This window comes from Wolbachia endosymbiont (group A) of Philonthus cognatus, assembly GCF_947251755.1.
Classification (GTDB): Bacteria; Pseudomonadota; Alphaproteobacteria; order Rickettsiales; family Anaplasmataceae; genus Wolbachia; species Wolbachia pipientis.
Window position 1 is genome coordinate 1513001 of record NZ_OX366388.1, and the last position, 19747, is coordinate 1532747.

A 19747-nucleotide genomic window follows, 5' to 3' on the forward strand; every position below is an offset into this window, starting at 1 on the left:
TACTAAAAGTTTTATGTTGTAGGTTTTTAAATAAATTGTATGTCTAGGGTATCGTTTTTATTAATTTTAATAATAGCAATAGCAAGCTTGCCGATAATAAATAATTGGCTCTCAAATCGCAGCCAAATGCTAAACGATGATTATATAGGTGAGAAATTAGATAATTATATAAGTAGAAATTTTGATAAGATCATAAAAACTCTCAAAGAGGAGTCGATTAAAAGTAGTTACGCTGCTCGAGATAATGTAACCAAAAGTAAAATTTCACAATACAAGGATCAAATATTTGACCTTACTTATCCTTACTCCGGAAATGAAAATAGTAGTGTTATAGCTGTAGGCTTCCTTGACTATTCTTGTGGACATTGCAAAGCTATAAAGAATGATATAAAGCAGTTAATTAACGACGGCAAAATTAAGTATATCTTTAGGGATGCTCCAATACTTGGTAACGCTTCTTTAAAGGCAGCAAAAAGTGCTTTAGCTGTCTATTTTCTCGATAAAGAAAAATATTTCGATTTTCACCATGCTGCTTTAAGTCACAAAGGAGAATTTTCAGACGAAAGCATATTGGATATAGTGAAAAACATAGGGATTGATGAGGACGATTTTAATGATTCCATAAAAGATAACGCGGACAAAATTGAGCAAATGATAAACAACAGTAGGCTTCTAGTAAGAGATTTGGGAGTAGGTGGTACACCTTTTTTAATAATTGGAGATAGCCTGTTTGTAGGAGCAACTGATTTGAATGTATTACGCAAAAAAGTAGATGAATTAAGTCACAAGCAAGGCTAGTTTCAATTTGCCATAAAATTTTATTTTTTTGCTTGACAACTCAAATGAACCTGAGTATAGTAATTGTGGGTATGACAGCAGTTTAACTCAGTGGTCTCATCCACTTTCCATGGCGTCATTTACTATGTGAAACGCTTTCAAATTACAACATTTTCTTCAACCAAACTATTTTACTTTCTCAGGAGGACATATGTCATTCACAGAAATTAGATTTCCAGAAAATATATCTTATGGTTCCACTGGAGGACCGGAATTTTCCACTGACGTTGTAACAACTCACAATGGTTGTGAACAGCGCAACATCAATTGGTCTCATGCACGCACTAGATACAACATAGCTTACGGGGTCAGATCAAACGAGCAGCTACTAGAACTAATAACATTTTTTCATGCACGAAAAGGTAAAGCAATAGGGTTTCGTTTTAAGGATTGGTCGGATTTTATAGCCATTAATCAAGAGATTGGTATAGGAGATAACAAAAAAACGACTTTTCAGCTAATCAAAACTTATGTAAGTGGGGAAGATAAGCATATACGTATGATCAAAAAGCCAGTACATGGGACAGTAAAGATTTATTTAAATGGTAAAGAAGAGAGTGAATATTCAGTAAATTATTCAACGGGAGAAATAACATTTATGAAGCCACCAGTAAAAGATGCGATAATCACTGCGAGCTTCGAATTTGATGTGCCCGTACGCTTTGATACAGATTACTTAAACGCTTCGATTGATGACTATGGAAGCAATAGCTGGAATAATATCCCCTTGGTGGAAGTGAAATTTTAGTTAGCGAGCATAGATCCACATCATAGTAGGGCTACTAGTCTACCATAAATTGAAAAATTAAGCACCACTGAGGCTCTATACCTAAATGAGCCTCAGTATATGCAATTATTTTAAACTTTATCACCAGCTATATACTACAATGTTGCTGAGCTTTGCTAACATTTACACTTGAAGCTTGGGGAGATTCTAACTTAGTGCTTTTTTCTTCCTGCAAAATAGAAAGCTTCAACAACTCCTTTAGAGTTGATTTTGCAAGTGTTGTATCATCTTTGTTTAAGATGTAGTCTAGCATGCCGTTTTTCTGTAAGAGATTAACAAAATATCTATCTCCCTCATTAAGAACCTCTATCTTGTTAATACAAGATAATACTAAATCCGAATTCTTTGTTGCTAAAATTCCATTCAAAAAGATATCTAATTTTGTTTTATCTTCAGTTAAGTCTTCAGCTAACCTATTTCTGATATTCTCATTGTCAAACACAATGTACTCGAGGTACGAGGAAGGCTCAATAAGTATAAAGTCCTCTAAAGGCACTAGTTCTGGATAGGTGCCAGCGTAATCAAGTATGCCACACTCAGTAATACACCCTCCTTTTCTTATAACACAGCAATTGAGACGACCATGATACATTGATAACAAAGAAAAAAGACGTATTATACTTGTACCTCTATCTTTCATTTCCTCGAAAAGCTTCCTATCATTTATTAATTTGTGCAAAATGTAATCCATAGCAGGACCTGGTTTGCGGAAATGAAACATATTATTCTCTTCAAAAATGGCCTCAGCTAATTCGATAGATTCTTTATCCTCATCTACGAAAGCTTTTTCATTTCTATTTAACTGTATGATCTCAGCTTTGCTATCTCTGCGTAGACCAGTTCTCCTTATTAACATCTCAAATATTTTTGTATTCATATATATCCTATATTAGTTAAAGTAAATATTAATAATGTTTACTTTTTAAATAAAAATAAATGAAAATTTTAATAAAAATTAAATTTTTTTTAATAGAATAAAAATCTTTTATATTTGCTTGAGTACCAAAAGGGCTTTATTGGTGTAATGCGTTTTCTATTGCGCCTGGCCGCAGCGCGTGATGCAACCGGATTCAAGTGGGCTTTGTTGCATCGCTACTTATGAAAGGCTAACTATAGTTAGGATTATAAGCAACCTATTGAAAATCTTGTTTTTTTGCAATCAATCTGATCAAATTTAAGAATAGTAATTTGTTATTTATATTAATAAATTTAATTCTATTGAAAATAGCTAAAGCATTGAAATTCTTGAATTTTAGCCAGATTAGTGAGTGGTAGTGAAATTTCTTTTACTCAAATTTAGGTATTCACTGACCGTTCTTGTTATAAATACCAGAATAATAAGCTACTGATATTCCCTATCTTTTTTATCTTTAATCCATCATAGCTAGCGATGCAACAAAGCCATTCAAGTGTCAGCTACTTTTATAGCACCACTTCTGCTTCAATAACTGTAAATACTAAGCGATCTGTCTTAAAATCTCCTCTTGTTGCTGAGCATGTACACTAGCATAACCACATGCAGGAGATGCAGCAGCAAGTCTTGCAATGCACTTAGGTCTTTTTGCTTGAATATTGAGATTGGATAACACTTCTTCTATCAATGGGTTGACAAAAAACCATCCTCCCATATTTTTTGGTTCTTCTTGACACCATATAATTTCAGCGCTTTTGTATTTTTCAAGTTCAATACTTAGTTTATCGGCAGGAAACGGATAGAATTGCTCCAAACGTATTACTGCTATATCGTTTATTTTTTGTGCTTCACATATGTCGTAATAAACTTTACCACTGCATATTACAACTTTACGTATTTTATCATTCGAAACTAAATCTGTTCTATATTCTGGAATCACCGTGAGGAATTTTCCTTCAAAGTCAGATAGGTTAGAAACTGCTCTTTTGTGACGCAATAGCGATTTAGGTGTAAACACTACTAAAGGCTTACGAAAGTCTCGATGAATTTGCCGACGTAAAACATGAAAGTAATTTGCCGGAGTGGAGCAATTAACTATCTGCATATTATCTTCTGCACAGAGTTGTAAAAACCTCTCTATACGAGCAGAACTATGTTCAGGTCCTTGCCCTTCATAACCGTGGGGCAACAATAAAACTAGACCGCTTGATCGCAACCACTTTGTTTCTGCAGATGCGATAAACTGGTCGATCATAATTTGCGCACCGTTTGCAAAATCACCAAATTGTCCTTCCCAGAGCACCAGTGAATACGGGGAATCAAGACTATAGCCATATTCAAAGCCCATTACAGCATACTCTGATAAAGCGCTATCTATGACCTCAAAGTGAGCTTGCTTTTCATTTATATTGTTTAGCGGAATAAACGCTTCTTCTGTTACCTGATCAACAAGCCTTGAATGACGGTGCGAAAAAGTGCCACGGCCAGAGTCTTGGCCTGATAAACGCACTTCTATTCCTTCTGTAAGCAGTGACGCAAATGCAAGACTTTCGGCAGTTGCCCAGTCTATATTACTGCCGGAATTTATACTGTCTATTCTGCCATCAAGTATTTTTCTAACCTTATTATTAATGTTAAAGCTACTTGGGATATTGCTATTTATATACACACCTAATTTTTTCAACTCATCTGGCGGAACACCAGAATCTGTATAGTATTCGCTCAAATCGTTCAACCTTGCCCTTCTTAATTTTGACCATACTCCACAAAACCAGTCAGCTTTTTTTGGAGTGTAAGTCACTGATTCAGCAAGACTTTTATCTAATTTTGCCCTGAATTCACTGCGTAATTTATTTACTTCATCACCACTTAATACTTTCTCTGCAGTCAATTTTTCTTCATACAATGTTCCAGGAGTTTTATGCTTTGATATCACCTTATACATGAGTGGCTGAGTGAAATTCGGTTCATCACCTTCATTATGGCCATATTTGCGGTAACATATTATGTCAATCACTACGTCCTTTTTAAATTTCTGCCTATATTCCATCGCCAAATTCGCAACAAAACTCACAGCTTCAGGGTTATCTCCATTAACGTGAAACACTGGAGCTTCTATTGATTTTGCTACATCAGTGCAATAAAAAGAGGACCGCGCACAACACGGATTAGCAGTAAAACCAACTTGGTTATTAATGACAACGTGCACAATGCCATCCACCTTATAGCCTTCAATATTGCTTAGGCTCAAGGTTTCAGCAACCACTCCTTGACCGATGAAAGCCGCATCACCATGAATTGATATGCCAAGCACAGATCTTATATTCTGTTTTGCTCTTATTCTTCCAGCCAAAACCGGATTTACCGCTTCAAGATGAGATGGATTAGGGCATAAACTTAAATGTATTTTTTTGCCACCTGAAAGTGCTCGATCAGAAGAATAACCAAGGTGATATTTAACATCACCGGACACCTCAAGACCACTTGGGTGTGCGAGATTGCCTTGAAATTCAGATAGCATTGCCGCATATTCTTTTCCCATAACTTTGGTTAGAACATTGAGCCGTCCGCGATGAGCCATACCAAGAACTACTTCTTCAATACCATAACCAGCGGAATCACTAATAATTTTTTCAATTGCAACAATAGCTGATTCTCCACCTTCGATAGAAAAACGTTTATATCCAGGAAATTTCATATGGAGAAATTGCTCGAACATCTCAGATTCGATCAAGTGCCTCAGTATTTCCTTTTTATCTTGTGAACTCAGCGTATAGGTTTGATTTTCGATCTTTTCCTGCAGCCACACTCTCTCCTCATAAGAGGAAATATGCATAAATTCAAAACCGATGTTCTTGCAGTAAATATCTCTATAGATTCTAGTGTCACCCATAGGAGAGAGATTCGAATATTTCTGATAATCTACTTCCTTATTCACATTGGGTGATAACGGATTAAGATCCGCAAAAAAATGACCGTAAGATCTGAAAAAATTTGCTAAACTAGAAACTGAATCATCCACCTTAGTTGCACGCTGTGCACCGCAGGTCTCCGCTTTATTAACTTCTAAATTGCTTGAAAAAATTCTATACCAATCCTCCCCGATTGATTTATCACCCTGCAAATAACGGCTATACATTTCTTCCACAAATTCTGCATTATCACCATAAAGGCAGCTTAAACTCGACATAATCACTATAAAAAGTATCAAATACTTATAAGTATAACTTAAGTTTTTTAAAAAAGAACTTTTTTAGTTTCTATACGTCATACTGCGATTCATTCGCGGTATCTCTTAACATAGATCCCGCTAACACGTAGCGGGATGACGATTGTCAGGGTGTCATTCCAGCGCGTGACGCTGGAATCCAGTTTTTATTTGCAGCCTACTTGACTCGAAGCTAAGTTTTCTGGATCTAAATAGTCAAGGCACTGGGATGACAAAAAAAGGAGCACTGGAATGACAAAGCTATAGGTTGCAAGCGAGACGTCATACCGCCGCGGCGCTAACAAGAGATCCCGCTAACACGTAGCGGGATGACGGTTGTCGTTTAGCTATAAACATTAAGAAATTTACTAAGCGAAAAAAAAGGCAAAAGAAGCCCCGTGGTTGGCTAATTACTTACATTATACTTTCAAGTATGGCGTTTTTTTATTCTAAACGCTTAATAACCGCGATTTAGCTGCTTTTTAATGCAACTAACCTTTAGTCATAAATGTTTAAGAAATTTACTAAACAGAAAAAAAGACAAAAGAAACCCTAGGGTAGCTAATTATTCACTATCCATTTTTTAAGTTGGCGTTTTTTTATGTTTTAAATGCTTTATAAGCGCATTTTAGCTTATATTAGGTAAAAACCTAGAATTTTATAAAGACATAAGGTGCACATAGTGCAAAAAATTAAACATGAGACGCCAGATTCGTGAGTTTTTTTGTCATTTAATCTGTACAGAGAAGATAAATAAATAGCTTCACTTTCATGATAAGGGGGCTGACGGAGTTTGTCAAGGAAGTTTTTTCGTTTCTATGAGCTACTTGGATGACGAGAAAGGAGCACTTACATATTTATGGCAACCTCATTACCTACGCTCAAAAAGTTTTTCAATATCACTGAGTTTCATTTCTATATAAGTTGGTCTTCCGTGGTTGCATTGCCCGGAATATGGGGTTTTTTCCATTTGTCTCAGCAGCTCATTCATTTCATCTAACCTCATTTTTCTACCCGCTCTAATTGATCCATGACAAGCGATAGTGGCCAATATTTTGTTCACTTTATCTTCTACTGGCAATGTATCTTCTATTTCCGTTAATCTATCGACTATATTAATTAGCATCTCTTTCACATCTATTGCTCCCAAAATTGCAGGGATTTCTTTTACTATCACTTTATTTTCTGATTTGATCTCAATATCAAAACCCATTTCAAATAACTTATCTTTATAAACTTCAATCATCTCCATTCCGGCTTGATTTTTGATTTCAACCGTTTCAGGAAGAAGTAGTTTTTGTCTTTTTACACTTGATTTTTGTTTTAAGCATTCATATACTAGCCTTTCGTGGGCTGCATGCTGGTCGACTATAATCAATTTGTCTCTTACCTCGGCAATAATGTAAGTATTATAGACCTGACAGCGTGCAAACCCGAGCGGGTGGCTCTCTATCAAATCAACTTGCTCTAACACCTTTTTTTCTAGAACCATAGTCTCCGCTTGTGATGGTAATTTCTGTATGCCGGTATAATCAAACGATTTTGACTGTTCTGATAAGCTTTTTACTCTTTCATTTGGAGAAGCAAATTCTTTTATTAGTTGATTTTCAAAAGGACTTGGCCTTCTTTCATTTTGAACATTAGGTTTATCAAAAGGATCTGGCAATGTTGAATCCATTTTCTGGTCATGCGCTAGAAAGGTGCCTATCCTTCTTGACAATGCTTTAATTAATCCTCTTGTCACTATCTCATATATGAGCTTCTTATTCTGAAACCTTACTTCTGACTTATTTGGATGCACATTTACATCTACTTGATCATAAGGTATCTCTAAATGTAACGCTGCGAAAGGATACCTATCGCTTGGAATAAAATCATGATATGCATACCTAACTGCGCCAATAAGTAGATTATCTTTGATTGGCCTTCCATTAACAAACGTATAGATCTGAGTTGACTTACCACGATTGACGGTCGGTTTACAGATGTGTCCCGTAAGTTTAATGCCGTCTTCTTCTTCATTAATCTCCAGAGAACTGCCCTGAAATTCTTCTTCTACTTCACACAATCTATGAAATAACGAAGTCTGCTTAGCGTATTTTAAGAGCTTTTTATTACCTGAAGTGAGAGTAAACCCTATATGATAGTTAATCATTGCTAGGTTATTTACAATATCAACAATGCTTTGAGTTTCTGCTCTTTCGGTTTTTAGAAATTTTAGTCTATTTGGAGTGGCAAAAAATAAATCTCGTACTTCAATATGTGTCCCTTGTGATAAAGAGTAAGGAATCAGCTCCCCTATTTTCTCTCCACCCTCATAACTTATAGACCATGCTTCATTTGCTTCTCTTGCCTTAGACGATAATTTTATCCTACTTACTGCTGCTATTGAAGGCAGAGCTTCTCCTCTAAAGCCAAGATGCTTGATTTCTATCAACTCATTGTCGCTCAATTTTGAAGTAGCATGGCGCATAAACGCAAGTTCTAAATCGTTTTTTTCTACTCCGTTACCATCATCTGTCACAATAATAAGGTTACGCCCACCACTTTCTATTTTGATCTCTATTTCTAAACTTCCAGCATCTATTGCATTTTCCACTAATTCCTTTACTACACTTGCTGGCCTTTCTATCACCTCCCCCGCTGCTATACGGTTTATGGTTTTTGTGTCTAAAAGAATTATTGCCATAGATTTATTATGAAACTGGTTTTTCTTTTACTTCTTTGGTCTGTTTCTCTCTCCACTTTTTTAACCTACCTGCAATTTCACTGTTGGAAATTGACAATATAGATACGGCAGTAATGGCAGCATTATATGCTCCATTTTCTCCTATAGACATGGTTGCAACTGGAACACCCTTTGGCATTTGAACTATAGAGAGTAGACTGTCCAGCCCATTTAATTGTTTACTATGCACAGGAACGCCGATAACTGGTAAACAAGTTAGTGACGCAACCATACCAGGTAAATGAGCTGCACCTCCTGCACCAGCTATAATAACCTTAAAACCTTCTTCTTGTGCAGATTTAGCAAAATTGAAGAGCCTTTCTGGTGTTCTATGTGCAGATATTATGAATATATCATGTGAAACTTCTAATGCTTTTAACATATCAACAGTATGGACCATAGTGGTGTAATCTGACTCACTTCCCATAATAACAGCAACATCTTTTTTTATTTTTGTCATATTCAACACAATTTTACTTACTAACTAAATAATGTTCCAGCTAAAAAGCAACAAATATTTAAATTATATTATAAATATAGTATATAGAATTCTCGTTAAAATAGAAATTTTAAAAATTTAAATAAATATTTATATTAAGATATAGAGATATAAACTTCTTATGTAAGATAAATTTATAAAATAATTATTTTTGTATTTCAAGCTTTGTAATCTTAGCTTGTTCTTTCTATAAATGGTTTTTTCAGATAGACTGATGGTAAAATGGTAATTTAAAATTACTAGAAATTTGATAAAAATATTAATATATAATCAACTTAAAGTTTTAAATATTGATATCATATAATTATTGACAAGTTACATGATATTAATATCTTGGTATATTAAATATTATGTTATAATATTTAATAAAGTTAATTGATATGTGAGTGTAAGAATTATGGAAATAATATCGTTAAATAACTTAGACAGTGCAGGAATAAAAACAAAGTTGCTTTATATAATAAATAAAATTATAGAAAAAAATGCTTGGACTCAGGCTTTTGCAGCTGAGAAACTTGGTATTGATCAGCCAAAGGTATCGCAAATTAAAAATGGTAAAATAGATGGTTTTTCTTTAGAGCGATTGTTAGGATTTCTAAAAAAACTTGATCATGAGATAACAATCACGATGACAGAAAGCCAAGAAATAAAATCTGAGGCAGAAAAAGTAAAACATGAAGTTGAATCGCAATAGATACAAAGTTGACAACTTGTTTTTTGTGATATAGTATAAAACTTATTAAGGTAGTATCTTATGGCTGAGTCTATTGTAGAAAAGTGTATAGAACGGGTAAGTAACCGTTTCAAATTGGTTCTGTTGGCAAGTCAAAGAACACATGATTTAAATACAGGGGCAAGTAATCCAATTCAAGCAGCTAAGTTTAAAGGTCATAAAAATACCATAGTTTCCTTACATGAAATAGCAGGAAAACAGGTGGATACTCATGAGCTGTTTAGCCTTTTGGTAGGTAGATGCAAGGAATACATGAAAGGAAATATGAATAATGTTTACAGCAGTAATACAAGTAAGCTAGCGAATTTATTAAATTTTTCTGATAACACAGACCTTGATGCAAGTCAAGAAAGCCAAGATTATGAAGTGGATGGTGAAATAGATGATGAAATAAATGATCAAGATGGCGATGAAGAAGTATCCGTTTAGAAATCTACTGAAGTTACATAGTCTTTAAATGATTTGCATTGCTATCTATACACTGTTGTTCTGTATGAGTGTAATGTTGTGTTGCATAGTGTCTAAGTCAAATGATGTGTACAATAAGGTTTTAGCGTTCAATAATTTCTCAACGCAAGTAGTTGTACTTATAACAGCAATATCAATCATTCTGAATAATTTTTTTTTAATTGATATAGCATTGTTGTATGCTAGCGTTAGCTTTATATCAACTATAGCACTAATGAGATTAATGTTGTTTTGATAATTTATGATAGGATCCATTTTCATATTTTTAGGTATTTGTTTGATAATTATTTCAAATATAGGGGTGATCAGATTTCCTGATTTCTATACTAGGTTACATGCAGCAGGTATTACAGATTCTAGCGGTGCAACGTTATTGTTAATTGGTTTTGCTTTGCAGAATGGATTTTCAATCAATACTGTTAAAATAGTATTATTAATTTTTATAATATGGGTAGCTAACTCAACTAATAGCTATATTTTAGCGCGCACTCATTATAAAGTTAAGAAAAAAACTGTTAAAGAAGGCTAAGGTGTTAGAAATATTAAATGTAGTGTTACTTTTGTTGTTACTAACAGTTACGGTTTTTATAGTTTTCTCGCGACATTTAGTCGTAAGTGCTGTTCTAATGTGTGTATTTAGTTCACTGATTGCGCTTATACACTTAATTATGAATGCACCTGATGTTGCAATTACTGAAGCTTCTGTTGGTGCGGGGCTCAGTACAGTTTTTACGTTTGCAGCACTCTCCTTGATAAAGAATCATAAAGTAAATCTATCTCATAACCCTATAACGCTTTTTTTTATGTTATTTCTGGCTGTATGTTTGTCATATTTTATGATTCAATTGCCAGATTTTGGCAGCCACAATGCTCCGATCCACTTGCATGTTGCTCCTTATTATGTGGAAAATACCGAAAAAGCTACCGGTATTCCTAATATAGTGACAGCTATTTTGGCAAGCTTTCGTGGTTATGACACGTTTGGAGAAACTATAGTAGTTTTTACTGCTGCGCTTTGTATAACGTTGATATTAAAAGAAGAAAAAGAAAATGATTAAAGATCCGATATTAAATGCAGTAACATTTTTGATGATACCTTTTATCATTTTATTTGGTTTATACATACAATTTCACGGTGATTACACTCCGGGTGGAGGTTTTCAAGCAGGAATAATTATTGCCTCCGGGATAATATTATATTCAATGCTATTTGGTGTATCTACAACTCTAAAAGCAATACCTTATTCTGTGATTAGATTGACTAACGTGTTAGGTATTTTAATTTATGGAGGAACGGGCGTTGCAACAACTTTACTTGGCCAAAATTTTTTATCTTATGATATCTTGTTAACCAATAATAGAACCGGTCAAAAATTAGGTATTTTTTTGGTGGAATTAGGTGTAGCATTTACTGTCTGCTCCTCTATGTTAATTATATATATAAATTTTGCTCGTAGGAAAAAACAATGACTTTATATAATTATACGATTATTATTGTATTAATGGTGCTAGGTTTATATATTATTATAAACGATAAAAATTTAATCAAGAAAATGATAGGGGTAAGCGTCTTCCAAGCATCTGTTTTGTTATTTTACATATCTCTAGGATATATAAAAAGTTCCTTGCCTCCTATATTGGTTTCAAATTTTTATTCATATAGCAATCCTATACCCCATGTTTTAATGCTTACTGCTATAGTGGTTGGAATTGCAACATTTTCAGTTGGATTATCCATAGCAGTAAAAATGGAAGAAAAGTATGGAACAATCGATTAAGACAAGTGTACATAAATTAACAGTATCTTAAACTATATGAAGTAACAAATAGCCACAAGTTAAAAGTAAAATTATAGACTTGCTCGTTGTAAGTTTGTTTGTTAATAAGAAATAAAGTTATAAACTATAAAGGTAATGATGTCAACTATTAATGATGCAGAAGATAAGAAAAAAATTATCAAAGATCTGGTAACTAAGAGTATAAAAAAGGGTGGTTTTATCACCTTTGATGATATAAATGATAAATTATCAGATGAAAATTTTTCGTCTGACTTTATAGATGATGCTATATCTTTATTGCAGGATTCCGGAATTAATGTGCTTGAAAGTAGCGAAGATGAAGAAGATATTCCTTCCAACAGTGATGATAGTAAACTTGATGATGATGACACATCGCCAAATGTTACTGCAACTTTAGTACAAAATGATGATCCAGTGAGGATTTATTTACAAGACATGAGCTCCGTAAAGCTTTTATCAAGGGCAGATGAAATCGAGATAGCAAAAAAAATTGAATCTGAAAAGCATAACATGTTACGTGCAATAATTGAAACATCAGTAACATTAAAGGTGATAAAAGTATGGCGTGATGATTTAAGTAATGGAGCTCTCTTACTGAGAGAAATTATAGATCTGGATGCAATTTATAACTCTGATTTTAATGTGGTACCCAAAGAAGAGAGTGAAGAAAGTGCTGAAGATGTTGAGGATTCTGAGGATGTTTCTGAAGATGCTGAGTACTGTAGTGATGATGAGAAAGATAGTAAAAAAAGTGATGATGAGAAAGACGGTAATAATGAAGATATAAGTTCAGTCAATTTAAATGTTTCTATTCTTGAAATGGAAAGTGACTTATTGCCAAAGGTCATAGTTGCATTGGATGAGATAATTACTTTAACAAATGAAGCGTTGATATTAAGAAAAAATTCTAAAAATTTCTCTAATGAGCTAGAAAATTTGTATAATCAAATATGGTCTATAGCATTACAAATTAAGTTAAGTGATGCTGCTGTTGCCAGAATTACACAAGAACTTTATAAGATAAATAGATCCATTACGCTTGAAGAGGCTAATCTTATTGCTGAGGCTAGAAAATACGATATCGATAGAGAAAGTTTCTATAAAGTTTATGATGACGTGCTTTTAAAGCACGAATTGAAAAAGATAAGTCTTTTAAAGATCAATGAAAATCAGTCCTCTTTTACAGGTGAATTAAAAAACAAATTTTTAAGGTTTATAGACGATAACTCTGAACATATAGCTAGTACCTTGAACGGTATTAAGCAGCATATACAGGAAGATAACGTACAAGAATTTAAGGAGCTAATCAAGAGAATACAAAAACACGAACGAGAAGTCTCTGAAGCAAAGCAAGAAATGATTAAGGCTAACTTAAGGCTAGTAGTTTCCATTGCTAAGAAGTATTCAAAAAGAGGCCTTGATCTGCTTGATTTGATACAAGAAGGCAATATTGGTCTTATGAAGGCCGTGGATAAGTTTGATTACAAACGTGGATATAAATTTTCAACTTATGGCACTTGGTGGGTAAGACAATCAATCACTAGAGCAATACCTGAGCAGTCTAAAGTAGTTAGAATACCAGTTCATATGGTGGAAATTATCAGTAAAATCAACAGAGCATTAAGAAAGATGACTCATGAGATGGGAAGAGAGCCGACGTTAGAGGAATTGAGTGTAGAACTGACAATGCCACTGGAAAGAATACGCAAAGTTATGAAAATAGCAAGGGATCCAGTAAGTCTTGAAGCTCCAACAGGAAAAGATGATAGTAGTACCTTTGGTGATTGTATAGAAGACAAGCGAGTCTCCAGGCCAGAGGATGCTGCAATACTTGCTGACTTGCGTGGCATTACAACCAATGTTCTTGCAACTTTAACACCAAAGGAAGAAAGAATTTTAAGAATGCGTTTTGGCCTTGGTAAAGATGGGAAGGAACATACCTTAGAAGAAGTAGGAAAAATTTTTAATGTAACACGTGAGAGAATTAGGCAAATAGAGGCAAAAGCACTGCGCAAGTTGAAACATCCAAGCCGTGCTAGAAAACTTAGAGGGTTCTTTTAAGTATACGTGTCAAGTTAAGAAAAAGCTGATTTTGCCCGGAAAAAGTGGAGAGCAAGTTAGGCCAAAGTTGTATAATTTCACCGCTATTTTTCTTTTTCTATGAATCTAATGAAACAACATGCTAATCTACGGTAAATATTATGACAAACAAAAATGACAATTCTAATTCAAAGTATAGAAATTTTTATGTTCTGGGTGATAGCTTATCCGATAATGGCGCAATCATTGGAATTTTAAATAATTTATCCTTTGCAAAAAGCGTAAAATTTGATGATCCTTTTTATCAAGGAAGATCTTTTAGCAATGGCCCTACTGCTGTTGAATATATAGCAAAATATTTAGATTTAGATGAATTTAAACCTGGGTGGAGTTATTCATTTTTTGGGAGATGCCACGAACAGCAAGGTCAGAATTACGCAGTTTCATATGCAACAGCATCTGAAATTTTTGACCCTATTTTTTCTTATTTCTTCAATAAATTTCGTTTAGCTAACCAGCTAGATGCGGTAATTAAACATCATCCAGATATAGGTAAAGAAGATTTATTTTGCATCATAATCGGCGGAAATGATGTTATGGTTGCCACTGCTTATGACGATACTAAAGCGGAAGAAGTGTTGGAACAAGCAGTGAGTGAAATATGTAATGCACTTAAGGTTCTAAATGAACATGGTGTTAAGCATGTAGTTGTTGCAAATGCACCTGAAGTTGGCTCAATACCAGCTTTTAATAGAGATGAAGAAGCAAGGGAACTAGCTACAAAGCTCACGGAGAGTTTCAATGCAAAACTGGCTAAAGGCTTAGATTATATGAAGAAAAGTACAAATCTTGAAATAAAAGCATTTGATCTTAACTCTAAAATGAGAAGTATGTTTAGCGAATACAAGAGCAAAGGTTTAAATTGTCAAGATGCATGCACATCGAACATTGCAGACCAAGTTGGGAGATTTAAAGAAAATATAAAAATACTCTTAAAGTTGATATTTAAAGGGGAACTTGACGTTCACTATAACCCTGGGTGTAGCAAAGAAACACTAAAGGATTATTTCTTTTTTGATTATTTCCATCCAACTGCGGAACTTCATCATGAAGTTGGTAATGAAGTGTATGAGTTGATTTGACACAGTTTTTTTGAACATATCCTTTTAAATAGTAACCAGACTGCATTCTGTGATTTTTAGCAAAACACGATCTTTCATTTGAGCTTTCTTCAATTTAAAATAAATACAGAAAATTGCTGCCTATAGCTAAACTGACTTAGATTTACCGACAATTTGAAAAACCGTCATCCCGCTACTATATAGTTATTGATATATATTTTCTTTTAAGCTCTTGGTTTTGATCGATAAATGTAATCATTTCATCTTCTAAAGTTTTAATTTGATTACGTAAAATTGCAAGAAGTTCCTCTATTTGTTTGATTATAGATGTATCAGTTACCTGTTGGATTTGGGTTTTTTGTATTTTTGCTATTTCTACAAGTTGGTTTCTACGAGATAATTTTTGTTTCAAGCAATCAATATTACCATTACTAACTGTTAAAGGAGTAACACGCATATCTGTATTATTAATATAACGTGAGATGATACTGCAGTCTATTTTATCAGTTTTTGTAGTAATACCAAGGCTTTTAGCATAGTCTCTCCCACCTTGGTTGAATGACGTACACCTCATAAAGTATAGGCACATAATTTTTCGTATCCACCAGTTGCCTCAAGACCAATTTTGGTTACATTATGCAAACGTAAAAAGTCCAGCATTTCATCAATGGATTGTACATTGTTTTCAAATATTTTATAATGCTCAAGTGGGTGAATGTGGAGATCTAATTTACTTTTGCTAACATCAATGCCAGCAATAATGTTTGATGAACTCATAATTCCTCCGTAATAATAACATATACTGCATTTTCCAGCCTTATATACGAGCCTAAAAGCTCAATCAGTTGTTCGGAACTTTCAGTATAATAAACCAGAGAAGAGAACCTTGCTGAACAACGATTCTTATAATCAAGGGGCGTGACGGTTCCTCTTCTCTGTGTGTCTTTAATATCACTACTTTGATATTTATAAAGACTTGTTCTTAACATATAAGGGAAGTGTCCTCTAGGTAAGATTGTGGAGTATTCGTTGTAGCATTTGGCTGTTCAATTACGCTAGTTGATTCTTTAGGTATACTATTTCCTTCAAAATTTCCATCTTTTTATTATGTTCTCTTTAGCATTTTGAGAGTGAATTATTCTAGTTTTGATATTTAACCGTTTTGTATCTGCTGTAATGATTTCACTTCCAATTTGCTATTCTTTACATATTGAATTGCAAGCACTAACGCTTTACTCCCAGAAGCTGTGGTACTGTAAGCTATATTTTGCAAAATAGCAGTTCTCCTGATATCTTTGCTATCTGAAACTGATTTCACACCTTTTGAGGTATTGATCACTAGATTTATTTTTCCATCTTTGAGCATATCAACTATGTGGGGTCTGCCTTCTCTCACTTTATTTACAGTTTGTGCAGCAATGCCATTATTATTCAGATAAGAAGCTGTACCTTTGGTTGCATATATTTCAAAACTCAGTTCTTTCAACATTCGTACAACAGGCAATATATACTCTTTATCATCATCTTTTACTGAAACCAGAGCTGTTCCTTCTGTTGGTAACTTGTATCCTGCAGCCATGTGCGTTTTTGCAAGTGCAGCTTCAAATGATGAGTCAATTCCCATCACTTCTCCTGTTGATTTCATTTCAGGACCAAGTAGAGTATCAATTCCCGAAAAACGCGTGAATGGAAAAACAGCAGCTTTAACTGCAAAATGATTGAAAGGCTTGTTTTCCTGATTCAATTTTTTACCCAAAATAACCTGAGTGGCAAGCTTTGCAATAGGAATATTGATTACCTTGGAAATAAAAGGAACTGTGCGACTAGCCCTTAAATTCACTTCAAGTATGTATACATCACTAGACCTCTTGCATAACTCGATTTCTGAAGGCAATTTTGTCGTCAAAGCTTGTCTGCGCTCCTCAAATACATTCGAGTATTCTGTGGTGCTCATCTGCACTTTTCCTAAAGACTTCTCATCACAAACAGGTTCTGCAAGAGGTCTATTCTCTTGAACAGCAAACTGAATGTTTATCAGACCTTTCACTTTTAATGCTAATGCTATTCTCTCAGTTTGGAGCTCGATCTCTTTTATTACTTCGTCACTCAATGTATTTGTCGGTATTGAGCATGTTGAATCGCCAGAATGAATACCAGCTTCTTCAATGTGCTCCATGACCGCTGCAATGAAAACTTTTTCCCCATCACATACAGCATCAACGTCAACCTCAACTGCATTGACTAAAAATTTATCAAGAAGCAGCGAACCATGCTCAAAGATTTTAGTTTGATCTAAGACGTACTCTTTAAAGCTCTGAGTATCGTGTCTAATCGACATGGATTGACCACCGAGGACATATGATGGCCTGACTACTAGTGGAAACCCCACCTTTTCTGCATTGGTTAACGCTTCTTCTACTGAATGGCAGATAGAACTTTCAGGTTGTTTTAAATTAAGTTGCAAAGCAAGATTTTTAAACCTCATGCGATCTTCTGCAAGGTCAATAGAATCAAACGAAGTTCCCAGAATTTTGAAACCTCTCTCGTTAAGCACTTTGGCTAACTTTAAAGGTGTTTGACCACCTATTTGAACTATTACACCAACCAGTGTGCCATTTTCTTGCTCTTTGCTTAGTATTTCAAGCACATCCTCTGCAATCAGTGGGGCAAAATATAAACGATCAGCGGTATCGTAGTCAGTTGAAACAGTTTCTGGATTACAGTTGATCATTATTGTTTCATACCCCATTTCTTTGGCGGCAGAAGCTGCATGTACGCATGCATAATCAAATTCAATACCTTGACCAATGCGGTTTGGACCACTTCCTAAAATGACAACCTTTTTTCGGTCAGAAATGTCCGCTTCGCATTCTGTCCTATTTGTAATGTTTCCCTCATAACAGCCATACATATAAGCAGTGCTCGATTCAAATTCAGCTGCACAGGTGTCTACACGCTTATAAACTTGTTTGATGCCAAATTTTTTTCTTGTTTCTTCGATTTGCTCTACTTTCTTATTGCTTAATTTCGCCAATCTTGCATCTGAAAATCCCATTTTTTTCAGCTCTAACATTTCATATGCAGTTCCAGGGAGGCCGTTTTCCTTGATTTTTTGTTCAGCCAAGATGATTTGCTGTATATTCTGCAAAAACCATAAGTCATAACCTGTAATTGAATTTATTTCTTCTATGCTAATTCCGTGGCGCATTGCGTCAGCAGCAATCAGTAATCTGTTTGGTAGCAATTTTGCTAATTGAGATTTTACGTGATCAATATCAATGTTCTCAGGAAACACTTCATCAAGTCCTGTAAGATCAGTTTCAAGTGAACGAAAAGCTTTCTGCAGTGACTCATTAAAAGTGCGGCCTATAGACATTACTTCTCCCACTGATTTCATGGAGGTTGATAGTTCACAATTCGTTCCTTTAAATTTCTCAAACTCAAATCGAGGAATTTTAGTGACGATATAATCAATCACTGGTTCGAATGCTGCTGGTATTATTGGAGCACAGTCGTTACGTATTTCGTCGAGCGAATAGCCAATAGCAAGTTTAGTTACAACTTTTGCAATAGGATAGCCTGTTGCTTTCGAAGCAAGTGCAGAAGAGCGAGAAACCCTTGGATTCATCTCAATCACAACGAGGCTTCCATCTTCTTTAGGATTCACTGCAAATTGAACATTTGCACCACCGGCACTAACATCAATTTCTCTCAGCACTGCTATAGATGCATTTCTCATTTGTTGATATTCAGCATCACGCAGAGTCAAAGCAGGAGCAACCGTAATACTATCTCCGGTGTGCACTCCCATCGGATCAACATTTTCTATCGAACAGACTATTATGCAGTTATCTTTACAATCGCGGATAACTTCCATTTCATACTCTTTCCAGCCGATAATTGATTCATCTATCTGAACTTCATTTATTGGCGAAATTTTGAGAGCACTTTCTGCGATATTGAAAAACTCCTCTTTATTATATGCTATGCCACTACCTGCACCACCAAGAGTGAATGATGAACGAATGATTGCTGGTAATCCAACGTAATCCAAAGCCTTTTTTATTTGTTCTTGATTTTTTATAATGATACTTTTGGGGTATTTCAGTCCTATTTTATCCATGGATTGGCGGAATAACTCTCTATCCTCTGCTTTTTTTATTGCTTCTCTATTTACCCCTATTAATTCTACGTTGTATTTGTCTAACACTCCATCATCTGCAAGTTTTATTGCACAATTGAGCGCTGTTTGCCCGCCCATTGTTGGCAATATTGCGTCTGGCCTCTCCTTAATTATAATTTTCTCTATGATTTCAGGCAGTACCGGCTCAATATACGTCGCATCAGAAAACTCAGGATCTGTCATTATAGTTGCGGGGTTGGAGTTAACCAAAATGACTTTATAACCTTCGCTTTTTAATACTTTACAGCTTTGCGTTCCGGAATAATCAAACTCGCATGCCTGACCTATAACTATTGGGCCTGCTCCTATTACTAATATAGATTCTATATCTGTGCGTTTCGGCATAATTACAATAACGGTCTCTATTCAAGTAATGTTACCAATCTTTCCTGTATATGTGAATTTTTATTAAACCTATTAGCTAATTACTT

General features: G+C 34.7%; 18 protein-coding genes. 11 read left to right on the forward strand and 7 right to left on the reverse strand.

Annotated features, from left to right (window positions below):
- The first annotated feature begins 39 nt into the window (after positions 1–39).
- Complete coding sequence (locus OPR21_RS06955; protein WP_236514514.1) at positions 40–798, forward strand: DsbA family protein; 759 nt, start codon at positions 40–42, stop codon at positions 796–798.
- Positions 799–988: 190 nt separating this feature from the next.
- Complete coding sequence (locus OPR21_RS06960; protein ID WP_138265061.1) at positions 989–1585, forward strand: TIGR02217 family protein; 597 nt, start codon at positions 989–991, stop codon at positions 1583–1585.
- Between the two features lie 127 nt (positions 1586–1712).
- Here OPR21_RS06960 and OPR21_RS06965 read toward each other — a convergent pair whose 3' ends face one another.
- The 4 genes from OPR21_RS06965 to purE all read right to left on the reverse strand — a co-directional run bounded on the left by OPR21_RS06965 (position 1713) and on the right by purE (position 8933).
- Complete coding sequence (locus OPR21_RS06965) at positions 1713–2501, reverse strand: GTPase Era family protein (protein WP_265029889.1); 789 nt, start codon at positions 2499–2501, stop codon at positions 1713–1715.
- Positions 2502–3081: 580 nt separating this feature from the next.
- Positions 3082–5727: a 2-oxoglutarate dehydrogenase E1 component gene (locus OPR21_RS06970; RefSeq protein ID WP_236514305.1), complete on the reverse strand. Its 2646-nt coding sequence runs from the start codon at positions 5725–5727 to the stop codon at positions 3082–3084.
- Positions 5728–6616: 889 nt separating this feature from the next.
- Entirely contained in the window at positions 6617–8434 is a 1818-nt protein-coding gene (gene mutL, locus OPR21_RS06975; protein ID WP_265029890.1) for a DNA mismatch repair endonuclease MutL, read from the reverse strand.
- A gap of 7 nt (positions 8435–8441) precedes the next feature.
- Positions 8442–8933 carry a 5-(carboxyamino)imidazole ribonucleotide mutase gene (gene purE, locus OPR21_RS06980; protein ID WP_006280351.1) on the reverse strand — a complete coding sequence of 164 codons (492 nt, stop codon included), beginning with the start codon at positions 8931–8933 and terminating at the stop codon, positions 8442–8444.
- Between the two features lie 436 nt (positions 8934–9369).
- Between purE and OPR21_RS06985 the strand changes: the two genes are divergently transcribed.
- From OPR21_RS06985 to OPR21_RS07025, 9 genes are all read left to right on the forward strand, one after another.
- Positions 9370–9666, forward strand: coding sequence for a helix-turn-helix domain-containing protein (locus OPR21_RS06985; RefSeq protein WP_010081926.1), 297 nt, complete (start codon positions 9370–9372; stop codon positions 9664–9666).
- Positions 9667–9726: 60 nt separating this feature from the next.
- Positions 9727–10134, forward strand: coding sequence for a DNA-directed RNA polymerase subunit omega (gene rpoZ, locus OPR21_RS06990; RefSeq protein WP_007548528.1), 408 nt, complete (start codon positions 9727–9729; stop codon positions 10132–10134).
- A 28-nt stretch (positions 10135–10162) separates the two neighbouring features.
- A complete protein-coding gene (locus OPR21_RS06995) occupies positions 10163–10408 on the forward strand; it encodes a monovalent cation/H+ antiporter complex subunit F (protein ID WP_007548527.1) in 246 nt (81 codons plus the stop codon).
- A 6-nt stretch (positions 10409–10414) separates the two neighbouring features.
- Positions 10415–10702 carry a monovalent cation/H(+) antiporter subunit G gene (gene mnhG, locus OPR21_RS07000; protein ID WP_006279703.1) on the forward strand — a complete coding sequence of 96 codons (288 nt, stop codon included), beginning with the start codon at positions 10415–10417 and terminating at the stop codon, positions 10700–10702.
- A gap of 1 nt (position 10703) precedes the next feature.
- Positions 10704–11231, forward strand: coding sequence for a DUF4040 domain-containing protein (locus OPR21_RS07005; RefSeq protein ID WP_006279704.1), 528 nt, complete (start codon positions 10704–10706; stop codon positions 11229–11231).
- Positions 11224–11643, forward strand: a complete 420-nt coding sequence (locus OPR21_RS07010) for a Na(+)/H(+) antiporter subunit B (protein ID WP_006279705.1) — start codon at positions 11224–11226, stop codon at positions 11641–11643. Before OPR21_RS07005 ends, OPR21_RS07010 begins: the two co-directional genes overlap by 8 nt.
- A complete protein-coding gene (locus OPR21_RS07015) occupies positions 11640–11951 on the forward strand; it encodes a cation:proton antiporter subunit C (protein ID WP_006279706.1) in 312 nt (103 codons plus the stop codon). The genes OPR21_RS07010 and OPR21_RS07015 overlap by 4 nt, the downstream gene beginning before the upstream one ends.
- 138 nt (positions 11952–12089) lie before the next feature.
- Entirely contained in the window at positions 12090–14033 is a 1944-nt protein-coding gene (rpoD, locus tag OPR21_RS07020; protein WP_182319843.1) for an RNA polymerase sigma factor RpoD, read from the forward strand.
- Positions 14034–14173: 140 nt separating this feature from the next.
- A complete protein-coding gene (locus tag OPR21_RS07025) occupies positions 14174–15154 on the forward strand; it encodes an SGNH/GDSL hydrolase family protein (RefSeq protein WP_010082050.1) in 981 nt (326 codons plus the stop codon).
- 175 nt (positions 15155–15329) lie between these two features.
- Here the strand turns inward: OPR21_RS07025 and OPR21_RS07030 are convergent, their stop codons facing one another.
- The 3 genes from OPR21_RS07030 to carB all read right to left on the reverse strand — a co-directional run bounded on the left by OPR21_RS07030 (position 15330) and on the right by carB (position 19661).
- Positions 15330–15707: a hypothetical protein gene (locus tag OPR21_RS07030; RefSeq protein ID WP_245994753.1), complete on the reverse strand. Its 378-nt coding sequence runs from the start codon at positions 15705–15707 to the stop codon at positions 15330–15332.
- The gene (locus tag OPR21_RS07035) at positions 15704–15910 is read right to left on the reverse strand and encodes a hypothetical protein (RefSeq protein ID WP_265029891.1); all 207 of its coding nucleotides are present in this window, start codon (positions 15908–15910) and stop codon (positions 15704–15706) included. The genes OPR21_RS07030 and OPR21_RS07035 overlap by 4 nt, the downstream gene beginning before the upstream one ends.
- Positions 15911–16286: 376 nt before the next feature.
- Positions 16287–19661: a carbamoyl-phosphate synthase large subunit gene (gene carB, locus OPR21_RS07040; protein ID WP_236514310.1), complete on the reverse strand. Its 3375-nt coding sequence runs from the start codon at positions 19659–19661 to the stop codon at positions 16287–16289.
- Positions 19662–19747: the final 86 nt, after the last annotated feature.